Raw genomic sequence first — 19,681 nt, 5'->3', positions numbered from 1 at the left:
GAGGTCACCTTGCTGGCCACAGTGGACAGACAGGGGCGGGCGCCACGCCCGCTCCGCTCCAGCCTGCGCCCGCCCGACTGCGTTTAGCAACGCTAACGTGATGCAGGCCTCCTCGGGCACAGTGATGCGCGTCACGCCGATTGACTCGGCCGCACCGGGCGGGTCAAGGTCGACTCCGACAGTGCCGAGCTGTGGAGGTCAGCGGTGGACGTCGATCCGGGATCCGGCATCCCCTCGTCCCTCGTCCCCGAACCGGTCCTGCTCGACGCGGTGGAGCTGTCCTGGTCGATCCGGCGGCGGGACATCTCCTGCGCGGAGGTCATGCGCGCCCACCTGGAGCAGATCGACGCGCTGAACCCGCACCTCGGCGCGATCGTCAGCAGGGCGGACACCGAGTCCCTGCTGCACGAGGCGCGCCGCTGCGACGAGGAACTCGCCCGCGGTGAGCACCGCGGCTGGCTGCACGGCCTCCCGATGGCGATCAAGGACCTCTCCCACGCCGAGGGGTTCCCCACCACCGGGGGATTCCCCGCCTTCCTCGGCGAGACCGCCAAGGCGGACGACCCGTTCGTCCGGCGCATCCGGGCCGCCGGCGGCATCATCATCGGCAAGACGAACGTCCCCGAGGCCGGGCTCGGCTCGCACACGTTCAACAGCGCCTTCGGCACCACCACCAACCCCTACGACCGCACCCGCGCGGCCGGCGGCAGCAGCGGAGGCGCCGCGGCGGCGCTGGCCGCGCGGATGCTGCCCGTGGCCGACGGCAGCGACTTCATGGGGTCGCTGCGCAATCCGGCGGCCTACTGCAACGTGGTCTCGCTGCGCCCCGGTTTCGGGCGCGTGCCCGCCCCGGGGTTCGTCAGCAACCCGGCGGTGACCGGACCGATGGGGCGGACGGTGCGCGACATCGCCATGCTCCTGTCCACGATGGCCGGTCCGGACCGGGGTGCGCCGATGAGCCTGCGCGACGACCCGGCCGCGTTCGCCGCACCCCTGCACTCCGAACCCGGCGGCACGCGCATCGGGTGGATCGGCGATTTCGGCGGGAAGATCCCGACCGAACCGGGCGTGCTCGAGGTGTGCCGGGACAGCTTCGCCACCTTCCGCGAGATCGGCTGCACCGTCGAACCGGTGACCGACCCCCCGCCGCCCGAGCAGGCCTGGGAGACCTTCCTGCTGTGGCGGCACTGGATGCTCGGCATGCAGTGGGCGGGCGTGGACACCACCGCGCTGGAGGTCACCAAGCCCGAGCTGCGCTACGAGCTCGCCGGGTACGAGCGGCTGAGCACCGCCGACGTCGCGCGGGCCCTGCAGGGGCGCAGCGACTGGCACGCCGCGGTCGACGCGCTGTTCGACCACTACGACTTCCTGCTCGCGCCGAGCGCGCAAGTGTTCCCGTTCGACGCCGCGCAGCGGTATCCGGAGGAGATCGCCGGCGTGCCGATGGACACCTACCACCGGTGGATGGAGATCGTCGCCCCCTGGACGCTGTCCGGGCACCCCGTGCTGAACCTGCCCGCGGGTTTCCGGAACGGCCTGCCGATGGGCGTGCAGGTCATCGGACCGGACCACGACGAGTGGTCGCTGCTGCGGCTCGGCCACGCCTACGAGCAGGCCAGCGACTGGGTGCACCGCGCGCTGCCACCGGTGCTGCGCTAGGAACTCCGCGCGCGGATCGGTGGCCGCGCGCCCGGCCGCCCCTGCCCGTCGGGCAAGCGGCGAAGCCGCTTCTTTCCCGCGCACGCAGGCCGACCCGACGGGGGTTCTCCGGCATCGCCCCGCCGGAGGCCCCGCCCGAGCCACGACGCCGGCCGTTCCGCGGACCCCCTCAACCGCGGAACGCGGACTCGCCGGTGAGCGCCTGCCCGATCGTCAACGTGTGCATCTCGGGGGTTCCCTCGTAGGTGAGCACCGACTCGAGGTTGGTCATGTGCCGGATCACGGGGTACTCCAGGGAGATCCCGTTGGCCCCGAGGATCGTGCGGGCGGTGCGGGCCACCTCGACGGCCCCGCGCACGTTGTCCAGCTTGCCGAAGCTGATCTGCTGCGGCAGCAACGTACCGGCGTCCTTGCGCTTGCCGAGGTGCAGCGCCAGCAGCCGCCCGTTCTGCACGCGCACCGCCATGTCGGCCAGCTTCTGCTGCGTCAGCTGGAACCCCGCGATGGGGCGGCCGAACTGCTCGCGCTGCGCGGCGTAGTCGCGCGCGGCGCGCAGGCAGGCCTCGCCCGCGCCCGTCGAGCCCCAGACGATGCCGTAGCGCGCCTCGTTCAGGCAGCTCAGCGGACCACCGAGCCCGGTGGCCTCCGGCAGCATCGCCGCATCCGGCACGCGGACGTCGTCCAGCACGAGCTCGCTGGTCACCGAGGCGCGCAGGGAGAGCTTGTGCTTGATCTCCGGCGCGGAGAACCCCGGGGTGTCCGTCGGCACGACGAACCCGCGCACACCGTCCTCCGTGGCGGCCCACACCACCGCGACGTCCGCGACGCTGCCGTTGGTGATCCACATCTTGCGGCCGTTGATCACCCACTCGCCGCCGTCGCGGCGCGCCGCGGTGCGCATCGCCCCCGGGTCGGAACCGTGGTCCGGTTCGGTCAGCCCGAAGCAGCCGAGCGCTTCGCCGGAGGCCATCGCCGGCAGCCACTGCTGCTTGTGTTCCTCGGAGCCCCAGCGCCAGATCGCGTACATCGCCAGCGAGCCCTGCACCGACACGAGCGAGCGCAGCCCCGAATCGCACGCCTCGAGCTCGGCGCAGACCACGCCGTAGTCCACTGCGGACATCCCGGCGCAGCCGTAGCCGTCCAGGTGCATGCCGAGCACGCCGAGCTTGCCGAGTTCCCGGGCGATCTCGCGCACGCGCGGGAACTCGCCGCTCTCGAACCACTCGCCGATGTGCTCGTCGACGTAGTCGCGGCACAGCGCGCGGACCGAGGAGCGCATCGCGAGCTGCTCGGTGCTGAGCTCGGCGTCGACGCCCAGCGGGTCGTCGGGGTCGAAGGGGGGCTTCTTGCCGCTGCCGCTCATGATCGGTGCCTCCTCGTCGTGGTCCCCGCGAACGGTTCCCCGAGACCCGCCGCGGGCCCGGAGCCGTTCCCGGGGACCTCCTGCGCAAGCCAGGACCGGATGTCGTCATTGTGCTCACCGAGCCGCGGCGGTGCGAGGGTCTCGTCGAGCCGCGCGTCGTACTCGGAGAAGTCGATGGGCATGCGCGCCTGCGGGCTCGCGCCCTCCTGGCGCACGGTGGGCCGAAGCCCCAGGGTTTCGGCGTGGTCGACAGCGCCGGCGAGATCGTTGACCGTCCCGCAGGCCACGCCCACCAGGCTCAGCCGCTGCTGCCAGTCCGCGGCCGCGCGGGCGCCGAGCACGTTCTCCAGCTCCGCCACGAGCTCCTCGCGGTTGGCCACGCGCTGCGCGTTCGAGCAGAACCGCGGGTCGTCGGCCATCCACACCAGCCCCAGGGTGTCGGTCAGGCGGCGGAACTGCGCGTCGTTGCCCACGGCCACGGCCAGGTGGGCGTCCGCGCAGCGCAGCGTTTCGTACGGCGCGACGCTGGGGTGGCGGTTGCCCATCCGATCCGGGCTCTCGCCCGTGGCCAGGTACCCGCTGAGCTGGTTGACCAGCCCGCCCAGCAGGCTGGACAGCAGGTTGACCTCGATGTGCTGGCCGCGACCGGTGCTCTCCCGCTGGCGCAGCGCGGCCATGATGCCCAGCGCAGCATCCTTGCCGGTGAGCACGTCGACCAGCGCCACGCCGACCTTCGTCGGCGGGCCCTCCGGAGCGCCGGTGATGCTCATCAGGCCTCCCACGGCCTGCACGACGAAGTCGTAGCCGGGCAGGTCCGCCCCCTCGGTGCTGCCGAAGCCCGAGATGGAGGTGTAGAGCAGTCCCGGGTTGAGCTCGCTCGCGCTGCCGTAGTCCAGGCCGTACCGCTGCAGCGAACCGGGGCGGAAGTTCTCCACGAGGACGTCGGCGCGCCGGACGAGCTCGCGGGCGAGCGCCCGGTCGCCCGGATCCTCGAAGTCGAGGGTGACGCTGCGCTTGCCGCGGTTGAGCGCCTCGAAGTAGGACGACTCGCGCTCCGTCCACGGTGGGCCCCAGCTGCGGGTGTCGTCACCGGTCCCCGGCCGCTCCACCTTGATCACCGTGGCGCCGAGGTCGGCCAGCAGCATCGTCGCGTAGGGCCCCGCGAGGACCCTGCTGAAGTCCGCGACCACGAGGCCTGCCATGGGCTGCGCTGCGGGCACGGTGACTCACCTCCCCGGTGCCGGTGCACCCGGCGCTGCGGCTCCGGCGCACGAGCGCCCTCGGCCGTTCGTCCTCGCCGAAAGTTGGATCCAATATACAGTTCGTGGCCCCGCGGTCAACATCGCGCGAAACGCGGAACCGGGCCCGCCCCGCGGGACGGGCCCCGGAAGCGCCACTGCGGTTTCAGGAGTGCTTTGTCAAGTCGCTGTCAGTCGCCGTCTCAGGTGACCTGAGCTTCCTCATTTCGGCGCGGCAGCGCCGAAGGGCCGCATCGCAGCCGGGCCCACCGCGGGTTCTCCTGTGCGGCTCCTCGCGAGGACGGCGAGACGTGGTGTAGGTCGCTACTCGATGTCCGCTGTCCGGGGCGGGCGGTCGGGGGTAGCTGGGAGTGCAGGAGGTTCCTCCCTAACTACCCCCAGCCACCCGCCCTCAACGGCACCCAAAACGACATAACAAAGTCCTGTCAGTACTCGTAGAAGCCCCGCCCGGACTTCTTGCCGGTGAGCCCGGCCTCGACCATCCGCCGCAGCAGCGGCGGGGCGGCGTACTGCGGCTCGCCGAACTCCTCGTGCAGGCAGTCCGCGATCGCCTTGAGCGTGTCGAGCCCGACCATGTCGGCCAGCGTCAACGGACCCATGGGGTGGGCGCAGCCGTGGACCATGCCCGCGTCGATGTCCTCGGCGGTGGCCATGCCGTTCTCGTACATCCGGATCGCCGAGAGCAGGTACGGCGTGAGCAGCGCGTTGACGATGAACCCGGCGCGGTCCCGGGCCTGGATGACCCGCTTGCCCAGCTGCTCGGTGGCGAACGCCCGGGCCGCGTCGATCGTGCCGGCCCCGGTCAGCGCGCTCGGCACGAGTTCGACGAGGTGCAGCACGGGCACCGGGTTGAAGAAGTGGACACCGAGAACCTGCTCCGGACGCCCCGTCGCGCCCGCCAGCTTCGAGATCGGGATCGACGAGGTGTTCGACGCCAGGATCGCCTCGCCGGCGACCACCGAGTCCAGCTCGCGGAACAGGTCGAGCTTGACGGACTCGTCCTCCGAGGCGGCCTCGATCACCAGCTGCCGGTCCGCCAACTCGGACGTGCCGGTGACGAACCGCAGCCGGCCGAGCGCCGCGTCCCGGCCCCCCTCGGCGAGCTTGCCCGCCTTGACCGCCTTGTCCAGCGACTTCGCGATCCGCTCCGCGGCGGCCTCCGCGGCTTCGTCGTTGATCTCGCGGACGACGACGTCCGCGCCCGAGCGGGCCCCCACCTCGGCGATGCCCGCACCCATCTGTCCGCCGCCGACAACTCCCAGGCGTGCGATCTCACTCACCAGTGCATCCCCTTCCGTACGCGCCTGCGGCGTGCTGCGCCGCAGATCATGGCAAACCATGCGGTTACTCACGGGTAAACCACGCGCGAGCACACCACATCCGAGCGCATCGCGGCCACCCCGGTCTACTCGTCCGGCTGGCAGCGGGGGCACCACACGGTGCTGCGCCCGCCCACCCGGGCGCGCGACAGGCCGTTCCCGCACCGGGGGCAGACCGCGTCCGCCTCGTCGCGCTGGCCGGTCAGCCAGGAGCCCCCGGCGGGAACCCGGCCCGCGCGCACCGCGGGACCGAGCACCCCGGCGATCGCCCGGTGCAGCTGGCCGATCTGCGCCTGGGACAGCCGTCCGGCCGCGCGGTGCGGCGGGGTGCGCGCCCGCCAGAGGATCTCGTCGACGGTGAGGTTGCCCAGCCCGGCCAGCACCGCCTGATCCATCAGCACGGGTTTGATCTGCTTGCGCGATCCCCGCAACCGCTCGGCGAGCTCGCCGCGCGTGATCGTGCGCGCGTCCGGGCCGAGCTCGCCGAGCAGCGCGTCGACCCCGGCCTGCTCGCGCACCAGGTGCAGGCCGGCGAGCTTGCGCATGTCCCGGTAGCGCAGCTCGGCGGTGCGCTGCTCCTCGGCGGTGCGCTGCTCCTCGGCGGCGAGCGCGAACACCACGCGCTCGTGCGGGTGTTCGGCCTCATCGGCAGCGCGCCACTCGAAACTGCCGGTCATGCCGAAGTGCGCCATGATCCAGGGGAAGTCGTTGTGCCCCTGCGGGCCCGAGCGGGTCGGCAGCATGAGCCACTTGCCGTGCCGCGCGGGATCGCCGAAGCACCTGCCGGTGACCGCATCGCGGAACTCCTCGGCGGAGGCACCGTGCACCACCGCGGAGTCGTGCAACCGGACCGACCGGATGCGCGACCTGGTCGCACGCGCCGCAACGCGGCGGAACCCCTCCACGTCCGGCAGCTCCGGCATGTCCGGGGCGTACCCCGACGCGGCACCGCGTACTCCCGGTGGGCGGCCGGGCGCGAGCAGGAGGTCCCTCCCGGACGGGCGCAGCGGGCGAACCGCGGACCCGCTACGGCAGCGCGGCGTCGACGCGCTCGGCGACCCGGTCGAGGCGCTGCCGGGCGGCGTCGTATCCGTCCGAACTGGGCTGCCGCGACAGCAGGGTCACCGCGAACCGGCCGCGCTGCTCGAGCATCCCGGAACTGTGCACTTCGATCGCGCCGTCGACGCAGCACATCCACCCCTGCTTGACCGCTGCCCCGCGCACGCGGGCCAGCCCGAACCCCTGGTCGAACCCGCTGGCCGCGATGCCCGGCCGCGCGGCGACCGACCGCAGCACGAACTCCCGGTCCGCGCTCGGCAGCGCGCGCACGACGTAGCGGTACAGCCGGGTCATGTCCCGGGCGGAGACGAGCGTCTCGCCCCACTGCGCCGGATCGGCCGGCGGACGGGTGTCGGTCAGGTGCGCCGCCCGCGTCACGCGCCGCACGGCGCCGCGGCCGTCGTAGCGGCTCCACAGCGCGTTCATCGCCTCGTCGTCGCTGGCGGCGAGCGCCCGGCGCATCCACCGCCTCTCGTGCTCGGAGACCGCCAGCCCGTCGTGCGAGCGGCGCAGCACGTCGACCACGACGAAGAGCTTGACCAGCGAGGCCGAGTGCACCGGCCGATCAGCACCGCGCCCGGCGGCGAACTCCCCGGTCTCGCCGTCCCACACCGCGGCGTGCACCTCCCGCCCGGGGTGCTCGGCGTTCCACGCCTCCACCGCGCGCACCGCCTGCCTGGCCTGCCCCGTCGCCCGGGCCGTCTCCACCGCGGCCGACCGCGTCGCCCCCGCCGGTCCGGTGCGCCCCGTCGTGCTGTCCGCCCCGGGCAGCACCAGGGCCGGCAGCAGCAGCGCGAGGACCCCCAGCACCGCGGGCAGGGCGGACCGCCCACCCCGGCGGGCGGAGCGCTGTTCCGATCCCGTTAATCGCATCCTCAGCTCCGCGAGGTCGTCCGGGTGCCCACCGGGCACCGGTCCTCCGCCGAGCTACCCGCGGCCGTGCGGCCACAAACGGGCGCGCCGAGGTCGACTTCCCCAGCGCACCGGTCTCGCTCTCACGGGTGACGCGCTGCTCGTCCACGCGCCGGGTCGCGCGTGGACGGCGGATCACTCCGGGGGTTTCGCGCAGGCGGGGTGCAGCAACCGCTGCACCTCCGGGGCGTCGACGTTGCCGCGCGTGATCACAGTGGACCCCGTGTCCGTGTCCCGGCTGGGCGTTCGACCGTGCGCCTTGTCCACCGCCGCGCGCACGGCCGAACGCCCCATCTCGAAGGGGTTCTGCGCTATCAGACCGCTGATCACGCCCTCGCGCAGCGAAGCGATCTGCTCCTGCGAGGTGTCCCAGCCGATGATCTCGATGTCCCCGGCCCGGCCCGCCTGGCGGACGGCCTCGGCCGCGCCGAGCACGCTGGGCTCGTTGCCGGCGTAGATCCCGTCCAGCTCCGGGTGGGCGGTCAGGATGTCCTGCGTGACCTGCAGCGCCGTGTTGTAGCTGCTCTCGCTGGACTGGCGCGCGACGAGTTCGAGGCCGGGATGCTTGCGCAGGCCGCGCTGGAAGCCCTCCACCCGGGTGTCGTTGGTGTTCGTGCCGGGTTGGAACTCGACCAGCGCGATCTTGCCCCGCCCGCCGAGCTGCTGCGCCAGCAGGTCGGTTCCCCGCTCGGCCGCGGCGACGTTGTTCGTGGCGTACACGGGCACGTCCGCGGGCTGCGGCGTGGTGCCCGAGTCCATGTTCACCACCTGCGTGCCCTGCTCCTCGGCCGTGGCGGTGACCTGCGCCATGGCGCGCGCGTCGGTGGCGGCGTAGACGAGTCCGTCCAGGTCGCCCTGCACGAGCAGGTCCTGCAGCAGGCTCTGCTGCCCGCTCACGTCGGTCTCCTCGGTCACGCCGTCCCAGTGCACGTCCACGCCGGGGCCGCGTGCGGCGCACTCGGCGCCGACGCGGACCTTCTCCCAGAAGCTGAAGCCGATGGCCTTCGGCACGACCGCGACCTTCACCGGGCCGCTGCCGGGCTCGACCGCGCCGGATCGCTCGTGGATCTTCACCTGGCAGCCGGCGACGAGCAGCACCGCCGCCAGCACGCAGGCCAGGGTCTGCCACTTGCGCATCTGCTCGCCTCCCGTCTCACCGAGCCGTGCGTTCCCGCGACCGGACGCGGCCGGCGGTCATCCGGGCTCGCGCCCCAACTTGCGGCGCTGGTAGATGTCCCACCACACGGCGATCCAGATGATCACGCCGATGAGCACGTTCTGGTAGAAGGTCCCGATGTCGAGCTGGACGGCGCCGTTGCGGATGACGGCGACGAGGAAGGCTCCGATCAACGAGCCGAGCACGGTGCCGCGTCCGCCCATGAGGCTGGCACCGCCGATGACGACCGCGGCGATGACGTCGAGCTCGAGGCCCTCGCCGAAGTTCGGCTGCCCCGAGTTGATCCGCGAGGCCGCGATCATGCCGCCCAGGCCGGCCAGCGCGCCGGAGAGGACGTAGACGTAGGTGGTGTACAGCCGCACCGGAACACCGGACAGCCGCGCCGCCTCCATGTTCGACCCCATGACGTAGGCGTGGCGGCCCAGGCGCGTGCGCGTGAGCACCAGGTGACCCGCGACGGCCACGAGCGCGATCACCAGGATCGGGATCGGCAGCACGCCGATGACGCCCTGCCCGAGCAGCCGGAACGAGTCGGGCGCACCGAAGACCGCCACCGCACCCGTCATGATCAGCACGACCCCGCGGGCGACGCTGAGCATGCCGAGCGTGGCGATGAACGGCGGCAGCCCGACCACGGACACGAGCACTCCGTTGACGAGCCCGGCGAACGCGCCGATCGCGATGCCGCCGAGGACGCCCAGCAACGGGTGCATGCCGAGCTGGGACATGATCAGCACCCCGGTCACGCCGGAGAGCGCGGCCACGGACCCGACGGACAGGTCGATGCCGGCGGTGATGATCACCAGCGTGACGCCGATGGCCATCACGGCGTTGACGGAGGTCTGCGAGCCCAGGTTGAACAGGTTGTCCGCGGTGAGGAACGACGGCGCCACGATCGACAGCACGACGAAGATGACGATCAGCGCGCCGGCGGCGGCCACCTGGGACACGGCGCCGGAGACCCGGTCGGGCAGCGCGCGGAGGAAGCTCTCGGATCGTTCCGGTGTCTGCTCAGTCATGGTTGTCCTTCGCTCCCGTGGCGAGTGCGATGACGCGTTCCTCGGAGAACTCCTGGCGAGCGACTTCTCCGGTGATGCGCCCGCCGCGCATCACCAGGAGGCGGTCGCACATGTTGAGCAGTTCGGGGAGGTAGCTGGAGATGAACACGACCGCTTTGCCGCGGCGCGCGAGTTCGTCCATCTGGCCGAACATCTCGGCTTTCGCACCGACGTCCATGCCCCGCCCGGGTTCGTCGAAGAACAGCACCTCCGCCCCGGTCTCCAGCCACCGCGCGAGCACGACCTTCTGCTGGTTGCCACCGGAGAGCGTGCTCACGGGACGGCCGAGCCACGGTGCGCGGATCCGCAGCGCGTCGCGGTACCGCTGCCCCGCGCGGCGCTCCGCCCCGAGGTTGATCAGGCCGTGCCACATCGGCAGGTTCGCCAGGGTGATGTTCTTGTCCACACCGAGCTGCAGCGCGAGCCCGTCGTGCTTGCGGCTCTCGGTCAGGTAGCCGATCCCGGCGTCGATCGCGTCGGCGGGGCGGCGGATGCGCAGCCGTCGACCGTCCAATGTGATCTCACCGGTGTCGGGGAGCTCGGCGCCGAAGACGGCGCGGGCGAGCTCGGTGCGCCCGGCGCCGACGAGACCCGCGAGCCCGAGGATCTCCCCGGAGCGCACCTCGAAGGAGACGTCGTGGACGTGCGGCTCGCGCGAGAGCCCGGAGACCCGCAGCCGCACCTCGCCGGTCCGGCGCTGCGAACGCGGGTACAGGTTCTCCACGTCGCGGCCGACCATCGAGCGCACCAGCAGCGCTTCGTCCATTTCGGACACCGGCTGCGTGGCGACGACCGCCCCGTCGCGCATGATCGTCACCCGGTCGCCGATGCGGAAGATCTCGTCGAGCCGGTGCGAGATGTACAGCACGGCGATGCCCCGGTCGGTGAGTTCGCCGACGAGCTCGAACAGCTCCTCGGCCTCCTGCTCGGTGAGCGTGGCCGTCGGCTCGTCGAGGATGAGCACGCTCGCGTCCACCGCCAGGGCCTTCGCGAGTTCGACGCGCTGCTGCTGCGCCGTGGACAGGCTGCGGACGCGCCGCTGCGGGGAGACCTCCAGCCCCACGCGGCGCAGCAGCTCGCGGGCGGCGCGCCGCTCCTCCGCGCGCGAGATCCAGCCCGCGCGCCCGGGTTCCCGCCCGATGAACAGGTTCTCGGCCACCGAGAGGTCGCCGGCCAGGGCGAACTCCTGGTGCACCATCGAGACGCCCAGCCCCCGCGCCGCCGCCGGGCCGCGGTAGTGCACCGGGGTACCGCCGATCGCGATGCTGCCGCTGGTGGGCTGCTCGGTCTGGGCGATGAGCTTCATCAGCGTGGACTTGCCAGCCCCGTTCTCGCCGGCGAAGACGTGGACCTCCCCGGGCGGGACCTCGAGCGTCACGTCGGAGACGGCGACCACTCCGGGGAACCGCTTGCCCACCCCGCGCAGCGCCACAGCGGGGACGGGCTCGGAGGACGGGGGCCGCACCTGGTCGCTCACCGCGAGCCTCCCCTCAGACACCGTCGCCATCCGCTCGCAGTGGTGTGGATCATACTCATCCGTGCCACTCCGGGAAAGGGAACGAGCACGTGCAGTATTCACCCGGCTCCGCCGCCCCGCACGCCGGCGGTCCCGCGGTCGGGGTGCGGACGCGGAGTGCGCGGAACCGTAAGCTCGAAACCGGACGAGTACCGCTGAACGGGAGGGACGGACCATCGTGCAGCCGCTGCTGACAGGCGACCCGCAACGTGCCGGGGACTACCGGCTCGTCGCCCGGCTCGGCCGCGGCGCCATGGGCGGCGTGTACCTGGGCCGCTCCAAGGGCGGGCGCATGGTGGCGGTCAAGGTGGTGCGCCCCGACCTCGCCGAGGACCCCGAGTTCCGGGAGCGCTTCCGCCGCGAAGTGGACATGGCCCGTTCGGTCGGCGGGTTCTGGACGGCGGCCGTCGTCGACGCCGACCCGGACGCCGAAACACCGTGGCTGGCCACCGAGTACGTCGCCGGCCCCACGCTGCACGGCGCCGTGGCCGAGCACGGCCCGCTGCCCGAACCCACGGTCCGCGCACTGGGGGCCGGCCTCGCCGAGGCGCTGACCGCGATCCACCGGCGCGGCCTGGTCCACCGCGACCTCAAACCGGGCAACGTCCTGCTGGCCCAGGACGGCCCGCGCGTCATCGACTTCGGCATCTCCCGCGCGATGACCGGCAGCACGCTCACCGCCACGGGCATGTTCCTCGGCACACCGGGGTTCTTCTCCCCCGAGCAGACCACGGGCGAGAAGGTCGGCCCGGCCAGCGACGTGTTCTCCCTGGGGACGGTCCTGGTCTTCGCCGCCGCCGGTCACGGCCCGTTCGAGGCGGACAACACCGCCGCCCTGCTGTACCACCTGGCGCACGGCGAACCGGACCTCGCCGGCGTTCCGGACGACCTGCGGCCGCTGCTGGCCGCGTGCCTGAGCAAGGATCCGCACGTGCGGCCCTCCCCCGAAGCGATCGTGGCCCAGCTGGGTGATCTGCACAGCGGGCAGGACTGGTTGCCGGCCGCGCTGACCGCCGCGGTCGCCGATCACGCCACCCGTTCGCGGCAGGTGGCGGCCGCCGGCTCGGACGCGCAGGCGGCGAACCCGCACGCCGCCGTCGCCTCCAGCCCTGCTGGCGCGGCCGGGGCTGCTGGCGCGGCCGGGGCCGGGAGCGCGGCCGGGGGCGAGGGCGCCGCGCCGTCCCCCGAGGCCGCCCGCGGCGACTGGCAGGCCGCGCCCGCCCGTCCCGCGACGAAGCGCCAGCCGGTGCCGGAGCGGAAGGCGCCCGAACCGGCCGAGCGGAGCCACCCGCCCGCCCCGGCGGTGCGCGCGCACGAGCCCGGCCCGGTGTTCCGCACCGCCGGACGCGCCTCGTCGCTGCTGACCGCGCTGCTGTGCGGCCTGTGCCTGTACGTGGTGCTCTGGTCCGCGCGGCACAACGGCGTGCTCCCCGAGGTGCGCCCGCTGCTCACCGCGGGCGTGGCCCTGCTCGCCCTCGCCGCGGTCGTCTCGGCGCTGAGCGTGTTCGTGCCGCGGCTGCGCATGAAGATCAACGCCGACGGCGTGGTGCTCTCGCGCGGCGGGCTGCGCCGGTGCATCCCCTGGGCGCAAGTGCGCCACGTGGCGATCGTGGGCCGCGGCAAGCAGCAGGCGGTGGCGGTGTGGTTCGCCGACGGGGTCGCGCTGCCGCGCACGCGCCTGTGGCACCGGGTACGGCCCTACCAGGGCGGGGCGCGCGTGTTCCCGCTCGGAGCCACCGGCTGGTGGTGGGCCCGGCGGCAGCAGGCCAAGCGCATGCGCAGCGCGCTGCACCAGTACGCGCCCGGGCGCTACGACGCGCGCCTGCGCTGACCGCGCCGCACCCGCCTGCCGGGGCGCGCAACGAAATCGGCGCTCGGCGGCGGCAGGATGCAAGGAAGCGGCGACACGCACAACGCGCCGCTGCTGAAACCGGCGCCGCCTCCGACCTAGCCTGGGGCCCATGACGGCCGCCGAACTCCACACCGGTCACACCGCGGGCTACCTGCGTCTGGACGAGCGCTACAGCGCGCACAACTACCACCCGCTGCCGGTCGTGCTGCACTCCGGCAGCGGCGCACGGGTGACCGATGTGGACGGCCACGCGTACCTGGACTTCCTGGCGGGCTACTCCGCGCTCAACTTCGGCCACCGCCACCCGGAGCTGGTCGCGGCTGCGGCTGAGCAGCTCGACCGGATCACGCTGACCAGCCGCGCGTTCGGCCACGACCAGTTCGGCCCGTTCTGCCGCGAACTGGCCGAGCTGACCGGCACCGACCGGGTGCTGCCGATGAACTCCGGGGCCGAGGCCGTGGAGACCGCGCTGAAGGTCGCCCGAAAATGGGCCTACCGGCGCAAGGGCGTGCCCGACGGGCAGGCCGAGATCATCGTCGCCGCGGGGAACTTCCACGGACGCACGACCACGATTGTGTCGTTCTCCAGCGATCCGAGCGCCCGCGCGGACTACGGACCGTTCACCCCCGGGTTCGTGAGCACGCCCTACGGTGATGCCGACGCGGTCGCCGCCGCGATCACCGAGCGCACCGCGGCCGTCCTCGTCGAACCCGTGCAGGGCGAGGGCGGCGTGCTCGTGCCGCCGGAGGACTACCTGCCGCGGCTGCGCGCGCTCTGCGACGAGCACGACGTGCTGCTCGTCGCCGACGAGATCCAGTCCGGCCTGGGCCGCTGCGGCGACACGCTGGCCAGCGACGCCGCCGGGATCCGCGCCGACCTGTACACCCTCGGCAAGGCCCTCGGCGGCGGCATCCTGCCGGTCTCGGCGGTGGTCGGCCGCGACGAGGTGCTCGGGGTGCTGCGCCCCGGCGAGCACGGCTCCACGTTCGGCGGCAACCCGCTGGCCTGCGCCGTCGGGCGCGCCGTGGTCCGCATGCTGCGCACCGGCGAGTACCAGCGGCGCTCGCGGGAGCTCGGCGAGCACCTGCACGCGCGGCTGGCCGAGCTGGTCGGCGACGGCGCCGCGGCGGTCCGCGGACGGGGCCTGTGGGCCGGCATCGACCTGGACGTGGAGCGCACCACCGGGCGCGCCACCAGCGAAGCGCTGCTGCGGCGCGGCGTGCTGTGCAAGGAGACGCAGGACAGCACGCTGCGGCTGGCCCCACCACTGGTCATCGATCCCACCGACCTGGACGCGGGGCTGGACGCCGTGGCCGCGGTGCTGCGCGGCGGATAACAAGCCGCGCCGCGGCACCGAAGGGCGCCCGCAGCCGGCCTCAGTCCCGGGCGAGGGAGGTGAGCCGGCTCAGCGCCCGCAGGTACTTCTTCCGGTACCCGCCGCGCAGCATCTCCTCGGTGAACAGCGAGGACAGCGGCTGCCCGGACACGCGCACGGGGATCGCCCGGTCGTAGAGGCGGTCGGCGAAGGCCACCAGCCGCAGCGCCACGTCCTGGTCCGGCGCGGAGCGGACGTTGCGCAGGTGCACGGCCGTCGCGCCGTCGACGAGCACGCCGTACTTCGACGGGTGCAGACCGGCGAGGTAGTCGCACAGCTCGCCGAACTCGTCGAGGGTGGACCCGTCGGTGGCCTCGGCCAGGCCGAGCAGCTCGTCATCGCTCATCGGATCGGGCGCCGAGGGCATGCCGCGGTGCCGGTAGTCGGGCCCGTCGACGCGCACGACCTGGAAGCGCTCGGCCATCGCGTGGATCTCGCGGAGGAAGTCCTGCGCGGCGAACCGGCCCTCGCCGAGCTTGTCCGGCAGGGTGTTGGACGTGGCGGCGACGTGCACACCGGCCTCGGTGAGCTTGGCGATCAGCTGGGTGACCATCATCGTGTCACCGGGGTCGTCGAGCTCGAACTCGTCGATCGCCAGCAGCCGGTGCCCGGACAACCGCTGAACCGCTTCGGCGAACCCGAGAGCACCGACGAGGTTGGTCACCTCCACGAAGGTGCCGTAGGACTTCGCCCCGCTCACCTCGTGCCACAGCGATGCCAGCAGGTGCGTCTTGCCGACCCCGAACCCGCCGTCGAGGTAGAGCCCCGGCTTGCGGTCCGGCGCGGACTTGGCGCGGCCGAACATCCCCCGCAGCCACGAGCTCCGCCTGGCCGGGGCGCTGCACTGCTCGGCGAACGCGCGGCAGCGGTCCACGGCCTCGGCCTGGCTCGGTTCCTCCGGGTTCGGCACGTAGTTGTCGAAGCGCACCGCGTCGAACCGCGGGGGCGGGGTCATTGCCTGGACCAACTCGTCCGGTGTGATCTCGGGCCGACGGTCGACCAGGCGGGGGATGCTCATATCCGTCGACTGTATCGCCACCTCCCGGGGTTCCGAAGACGACCGCGCGTGCTCCACGTCACCCGACCTGCCGCGACGTTGCACGTCACACGTGGTGGGATGGCGGAATGCACGAACTCGGTGTGGACCAGCTGTGGCCGACCGGCGAGGCGGGCCTCCCGGTGGACCGCCTCGAGCGGTTCTACGCCTACCCGGAGGAGCTGACGCGGCCGTGGGTGCGGGTGAACTTCGTGTCCAGTCTGGACGGGGCGGTCAGCGTGCAGTCGACCTCGCGCGGGTTGTCCGCTCCGATCGACCAGCGGGTGCTGGTGCTCATCCGCGACCTCTCCGACGTCGTGCTCGTCGGCGCGGGCACCGCGCTGGCCGAGGGCTACCGCGGGGTGCGGCGCACCGAGGTGCGCGCCCAGCGGCGGCAGCACCGCGGACTGGCGCCGGTGCCGCCGATCGCGGTGGTGAGCGCCCGGTGCTCGGTCTCGCCGGAGGACCCGCTCATCACCGACGCGCTGGTGCCGACCATCGTGCTGACCACCGCGGCCGTGCCGCGGCAGCGGCGCGCGGACCTCGCCGCCGCGGGCGCGGACGTGGTCATCGCGGGCGAACAGCAGGTCGACCCGGGGCGCGTGCTGGAGGCGCTGGCCGAACGCGGCCTCCACCGGGTGGGCTGCGAGGGCGGACCGCAGTGGTTCGGCACGCTCGCGGAAGCCGGTCTCGTCGACGAGCTGTGCCTGACGCTGTCACCCGTGCTGGTCAGCGGTGGAGCCGGGCGCATCGCCCAGGGCCCGGCCGTGCAGCCCCCCACGCGGATGAAGCTGGCCTCCGCGCTGCATTCGGAATCGCTGCTGCTGCTGCGTTACCTGAGAATGGCGGAGTGAGGCGGGGCTGCGCCCGGCGAGCGCGCTGCCGGGCCCTCCTCGCCCCGATCAGCACAGCGCATCGGCTTGGAGACCGCCATGGCACAGACCAGCAGCACGCAGTCGAGCGAACAGCAGCAGCAGCACAGCACCACCGGTTCCTCCTCGGGGGAAGCGGAGCAGCGCATTCCGCAGACCCGCGCCGGTGACTCCCCCGCTCGGCTCGCCGACGAGACCTCCCAGGGCAAGACCGCCATCGCCAGCTCCGTGGTGCAGAAGGTCGCGGGCATCGCCGCGCGCGAGATCGCCGGAGTGCACGCCATGGGCGGCGGTGTGTCCCGCGCCTTCGGCGCGCTGCGCGAGCGCATGCCGGGGGGCAGCAGCGGCACCCCCACCTCCGGAGTGCAGGTGGAGGTCGGCGAGAAGCAGGCGGCGATCGACCTCGACGTCATCGTCGAGTACGGCGCGTCGATCGTGGACCTCGCCCGCGCCGTGCGGCGCAATGTCATCACTTCGGTGGAACGGATGTGCGGACTGGAGGTCACCGAGGTCAACATCTCCGTCAACGACATCCACCTGCCGGAGGAGGACGAGGGAGGCGAACCGGGCAGCAGCGGCGGCGGGACCTCCGCGTCCTCCCGCGTGGAGTGACGCGCAGGACTCCGGCGGACCGCTGCCCGTCCACAGCGCTCTCCCCGGCCCCGCCGCGCGGCCGGATTCCACCGCGGTCGCGCGGGCGGAAACGGAGGACCCATGGCGACTTCACCGTCGACCCCCGTCGAACCGGGTGCCGCGCGCGGAGCTCCGGACGAGGAGGAGGTCGTCGACCGCATCCGCGCCCTGCTCGACGAGCACCCGGACGTCGCCGGAGCGCACGGCGGCCGGCTCGGCGACATCGCCGCGCACCTGCCGGGGCGCCGCGTGGCCGGGGTGCGCTTCTCGGACGAGCGCGTCGAGATCGGCGTGGCAGCACGCTGGTCCCGACCGCTGCCCGCGCTCGTCGAGGAGCTGCGCGCGGCGGTGCTCGACGTGCTCACCCGGGCCGGTTCGAACGTGCGCACCGTGGACGTGACCGTGGCCGACATCGAACCCCCGGACGGCTGACCCGCTTCCGGACCACCGCAGCAGGAGCCCCCATGACCCGCGCACCCGAGGACCCGGCCGCGCGCCGCGCGGTGCGGGAGTTCGCCCGCCGGCACCACCCCGACGCCGGCGGGGACCCGGCGGTGTTCGCCGCCGGGATCGAACGGCTCCGCCGCGGGGCCGCGGCGGAGCGGCCGGGCGCGTCCAACGGCTCGGTCCACTTCGTCCGCAGGCCTCCCGGCCTGATCACGCGCCTGCGCCGGTGGTGGGCGCGGCGCAACCGCACCCGCGTGAACTGATCCCAGGAGGGCAGCCTTGAACAGCACCCAGATCGGCCTCCTCGCCGGGCTCGTGCTCGGCACGGCCGCCGTGGCAGGCGGGTTCGTCGGCTTCCTCGTCGCGCTCATCATCGGCCTGGTCGGTCTGATCATCGGCCGGATGGTGGACGGCGAGGTGGAGTTCGGTGACCTGTGGAACCGCGTGCGGGGGCGCAGCCGATGACCGCCACACCAGCCGAGGCCGCGGGCACCGCGGTCTCCCCGCCCGCGCCGCGCGCCCCCGTCGAGGACGGGGCCGAACGCGGCCACCTGCGCATCGACCGGTCGGTGCTGCGGAAGCTGGCCGAGTACGCCGCCGACCAGGCCTGCGGAGGCGTGCGCCCGCGTTCGCGGGTACCCGGGCGCAGCGGCCGCGGACCCCGCGCGCAGCTGTCCGGACCGGACTACGCGCTGCGCGTGCGGGTGCAGGTGGCGGTGCGCTACGCCGAACCGGCCCCGGAGGCGGTCGCCCGGGTGCGCGAGCGGATCCGCACCGAACTGCGGCGCCACGCCCAGGCTGAGGTGCGCAGCGTCGACGTCACGATCACCGATCTGGTGCCCGCCGCCGAAGCCCCGCGCGTGAGGTGAGCATGCGTTCGCTGACCCGGACCCTCGCCGCCGTGGCGGCGCTCGCCGTGGCCGCGCTCGGGCTGCTCGCGGTGGTGGAGACCGCGGCGGCCCTGCTGCGACCGGCCGCGGACGGACTGCTCGTGCCGTGGCGGCCGCTGGCCGCGCAGCTCGGCGCGATCCCCTGGTCGGCCCCGGTGGTGCGCGGGGCCGGGGCGGGGGTCGCGGTGCTGGGCCTGCTGCTGCTCGTGCTCGCCACGGCCGCGCGGCGCAGGCACATCCCGCTGCACGACCCGGCCCCCGGCGTCACCGTGGTGACCGACCGGCGCTCCCTCGCCCGCCTCGTGGCGCACGAGGTGCGCGAACAGCCCGACGTCGAGTCCACCGCGGTGACGGCGCGCAGCGGGCGCGTGCGCATCAAGGCCCGCACGATCGGGGACCCGCAGCGCACGCGGCAGCAGGTCACCGAGAGCGCGCAGCAGGCGCTGTCCGAACTGCCGCTGCCCCGCCGGCCGCACGTGTCCGTGTCGGTGTCCGAAGTCAAGGAGCCGCAGTGACCACCACGCCCGAACACCCCACCGCGTCGGCTCCCGCCGCACCGCAGGCCGCCACGGGCAGGCGGGTCGCCGCGCGCCCGGCCCCCCTGTCGCGGACGCTCGGCTTCGAACGCGCACTGGTCGGCTTCTTCGGCATCCTCGCCCTGGCGGCCGGTGCGGCGGTCGTCGCCGTGGGCCAGGGCTGGTTCGGCGCGGGGCGGGCCCAGCGCCCGGTGGCCGATCCGCTCGTGGTCGGCTGGATCGGCGGCAACACCGCCTGGGCCGCCGTGGCGGTCATCGCCGGCGGGCTCGTGCTGCTCGCCGTCGGCCTGTGGTGGCTGGTCCGCAGCCTGAGCCCGGAGCGCAGACCCGACGTGCGGCTCGACCGGAGCCCGGCGGGCCAGTCCCGGATCACCACCGAAGCGCTCACCCGGGCGGTGCGCGCGGACGCGGCGGACGTGACCGGGGTCACTCGGGCGCACGCGCGCACGGCCGGCAGCCCGCGCGATCCGGGCCTGCGGGTGCGGCTCGCGCTGGAGGAGGGCACCGACGTGCGCCGCGTGTGGGAGGAGCTCGACGCGAAGGTCCTCTCCCCCGCGCGGCAGACGCTCGGCAGCGACCCGCTGCCCACGGCGGTGCGGCTGGACCTGGACCGCGCACCGCGGCAGCGGGCGCGGTGAGGCGACCGACGACCGCCCCGCCGCGCGGACGCAGCCCCGCCGCGGTGCCGGTTCGGCGCAGCCGTGCCGCGGGTGCTGGT

The 19,681-nt window shown here is 73.6% G+C and carries 20 protein-coding genes; 11 read left to right on the top strand and 9 right to left on the bottom strand.

The window, feature by feature from the left end:
* The first annotated feature begins 204 nt into the window (after positions 1–204).
* Complete coding sequence (locus tag ACVGV0_RS07225; protein ID WP_459159085.1) at positions 205–1,659, top strand: amidase; 1,455 nt, start codon at positions 205–207, stop codon at positions 1,657–1,659.
* 169 nt (positions 1,660–1,828) lie between these two features.
* Here ACVGV0_RS07225 and ACVGV0_RS07220 read toward each other — a convergent pair whose 3' ends face one another.
* The 8 genes from ACVGV0_RS07220 to ACVGV0_RS07185 all read right to left on the bottom strand — a co-directional run bounded on the left by ACVGV0_RS07220 (position 1,829) and on the right by ACVGV0_RS07185 (position 11,283).
* Positions 1,829–3,022 (bottom strand): acyl-CoA dehydrogenase family protein, encoded by a 1,194-nt coding sequence (locus ACVGV0_RS07220; RefSeq protein WP_459159084.1) that lies wholly within the window; start codon positions 3,020–3,022, stop codon positions 1,829–1,831.
* A complete protein-coding gene (locus ACVGV0_RS07215; protein WP_459159083.1) occupies positions 3,019–4,242 on the bottom strand; it encodes a CaiB/BaiF CoA transferase family protein in 1,224 nt (407 codons plus the stop codon). The genes ACVGV0_RS07220 and ACVGV0_RS07215 overlap by 4 nt, the downstream gene beginning before the upstream one ends.
* A gap of 464 nt (positions 4,243–4,706) precedes the next feature.
* On the bottom strand, positions 4,707–5,561 hold the full coding sequence (locus tag ACVGV0_RS07210; protein WP_459159082.1) for a 3-hydroxybutyryl-CoA dehydrogenase: 855 nt from the start codon (positions 5,559–5,561) through the stop codon (positions 4,707–4,709).
* Positions 5,562–5,686: 125 nt separating this feature from the next.
* A complete protein-coding gene (locus ACVGV0_RS07205; RefSeq protein ID WP_459159081.1) occupies positions 5,687–6,523 on the bottom strand; it encodes an Fpg/Nei family DNA glycosylase in 837 nt (278 codons plus the stop codon).
* A gap of 103 nt (positions 6,524–6,626) precedes the next feature.
* Positions 6,627–7,532: a serine hydrolase gene (locus tag ACVGV0_RS07200; protein WP_459159080.1), complete on the bottom strand. Its 906-nt coding sequence runs from the start codon at positions 7,530–7,532 to the stop codon at positions 6,627–6,629.
* A gap of 174 nt (positions 7,533–7,706) precedes the next feature.
* Positions 7,707–8,708, bottom strand: a complete 1,002-nt coding sequence (locus ACVGV0_RS07195; RefSeq protein ID WP_459159079.1) for a sugar ABC transporter substrate-binding protein — start codon at positions 8,706–8,708, stop codon at positions 7,707–7,709.
* Positions 8,709–8,765: 57 nt separating this feature from the next.
* Positions 8,766–9,767 (bottom strand): ABC transporter permease, encoded by a 1,002-nt coding sequence (locus ACVGV0_RS07190; RefSeq protein ID WP_459159078.1) that lies wholly within the window; start codon positions 9,765–9,767, stop codon positions 8,766–8,768.
* On the bottom strand, positions 9,760–11,283 hold the full coding sequence (locus tag ACVGV0_RS07185; RefSeq protein WP_459159077.1) for a sugar ABC transporter ATP-binding protein: 1,524 nt from the start codon (positions 11,281–11,283) through the stop codon (positions 9,760–9,762). Before ACVGV0_RS07185 ends, ACVGV0_RS07190 begins: the two co-directional genes overlap by 8 nt.
* A gap of 217 nt (positions 11,284–11,500) precedes the next feature.
* On the opposite strand from ACVGV0_RS07185, the gene ACVGV0_RS07180 reads away from it, so the two are divergent.
* Complete coding sequence (locus tag ACVGV0_RS07180; RefSeq protein ID WP_459159076.1) at positions 11,501–13,153, top strand: serine/threonine-protein kinase; 1,653 nt, start codon at positions 11,501–11,503, stop codon at positions 13,151–13,153.
* 130 nt (positions 13,154–13,283) lie between these two features.
* Positions 13,284–14,510 carry an ornithine--oxo-acid transaminase gene (gene rocD / locus ACVGV0_RS07175; protein WP_459159075.1) on the top strand — a complete coding sequence of 409 codons (1,227 nt, stop codon included), beginning with the start codon at positions 13,284–13,286 and terminating at the stop codon, positions 14,508–14,510.
* Positions 14,511–14,550: 40 nt separating this feature from the next.
* On the opposite strand, the gene zapE is transcribed toward rocD, so the two are convergent.
* Positions 14,551–15,567, bottom strand: coding sequence for a cell division protein ZapE (gene zapE, locus ACVGV0_RS07170; protein WP_459159074.1), 1,017 nt, complete (start codon positions 15,565–15,567; stop codon positions 14,551–14,553).
* 107 nt (positions 15,568–15,674) lie between these two features.
* Between zapE and ACVGV0_RS07165 the strand changes: the two genes are divergently transcribed.
* The 8 genes from ACVGV0_RS07165 (at position 15,675) to ACVGV0_RS07130 (ending at position 19,601) form a co-directional block, all read left to right on the top strand.
* Entirely contained in the window at positions 15,675–16,439 is a 765-nt protein-coding gene (locus ACVGV0_RS07165) for a pyrimidine reductase family protein (RefSeq protein ID WP_459159073.1), read from the top strand.
* A gap of 78 nt (positions 16,440–16,517) precedes the next feature.
* Complete coding sequence (locus ACVGV0_RS07160; protein WP_459159072.1) at positions 16,518–17,069, top strand: Asp23/Gls24 family envelope stress response protein; 552 nt, start codon at positions 16,518–16,520, stop codon at positions 17,067–17,069.
* Between the two features lie 102 nt (positions 17,070–17,171).
* Positions 17,172–17,522 (top strand): hypothetical protein, encoded by a 351-nt coding sequence (locus ACVGV0_RS07155; RefSeq protein WP_459159071.1) that lies wholly within the window; start codon positions 17,172–17,174, stop codon positions 17,520–17,522.
* Between the two features lie 32 nt (positions 17,523–17,554).
* Entirely contained in the window at positions 17,555–17,800 is a 246-nt protein-coding gene (locus ACVGV0_RS07150) for a hypothetical protein (RefSeq protein WP_459159070.1), read from the top strand.
* Between the two features lie 16 nt (positions 17,801–17,816).
* Entirely contained in the window at positions 17,817–18,002 is a 186-nt protein-coding gene (locus tag ACVGV0_RS07145) for a hypothetical protein (protein WP_459159069.1), read from the top strand.
* Positions 17,999–18,406, top strand: coding sequence for an Asp23/Gls24 family envelope stress response protein (locus tag ACVGV0_RS07140; RefSeq protein ID WP_459159068.1), 408 nt, complete (start codon positions 17,999–18,001; stop codon positions 18,404–18,406). Before ACVGV0_RS07145 ends, ACVGV0_RS07140 begins: the two co-directional genes overlap by 4 nt.
* Before the next feature lie 2 nt (positions 18,407–18,408).
* A complete protein-coding gene (locus ACVGV0_RS07135) occupies positions 18,409–18,942 on the top strand; it encodes a DUF6286 domain-containing protein (RefSeq protein ID WP_459159067.1) in 534 nt (177 codons plus the stop codon).
* Positions 18,939–19,601 carry an Asp23/Gls24 family envelope stress response protein gene (locus ACVGV0_RS07130; protein WP_459159066.1) on the top strand — a complete coding sequence of 221 codons (663 nt, stop codon included), beginning with the start codon at positions 18,939–18,941 and terminating at the stop codon, positions 19,599–19,601. Before ACVGV0_RS07135 ends, ACVGV0_RS07130 begins: the two co-directional genes overlap by 4 nt.
* Positions 19,602–19,681 lie beyond the last annotated feature (80 nt).

It is taken from the genome of Salinifilum ghardaiensis, from assembly GCF_054491345.1.
Note: the sequence above shows the minus strand (reverse complement) of the source record. Positions and strands in the feature narration are given on the sequence as shown.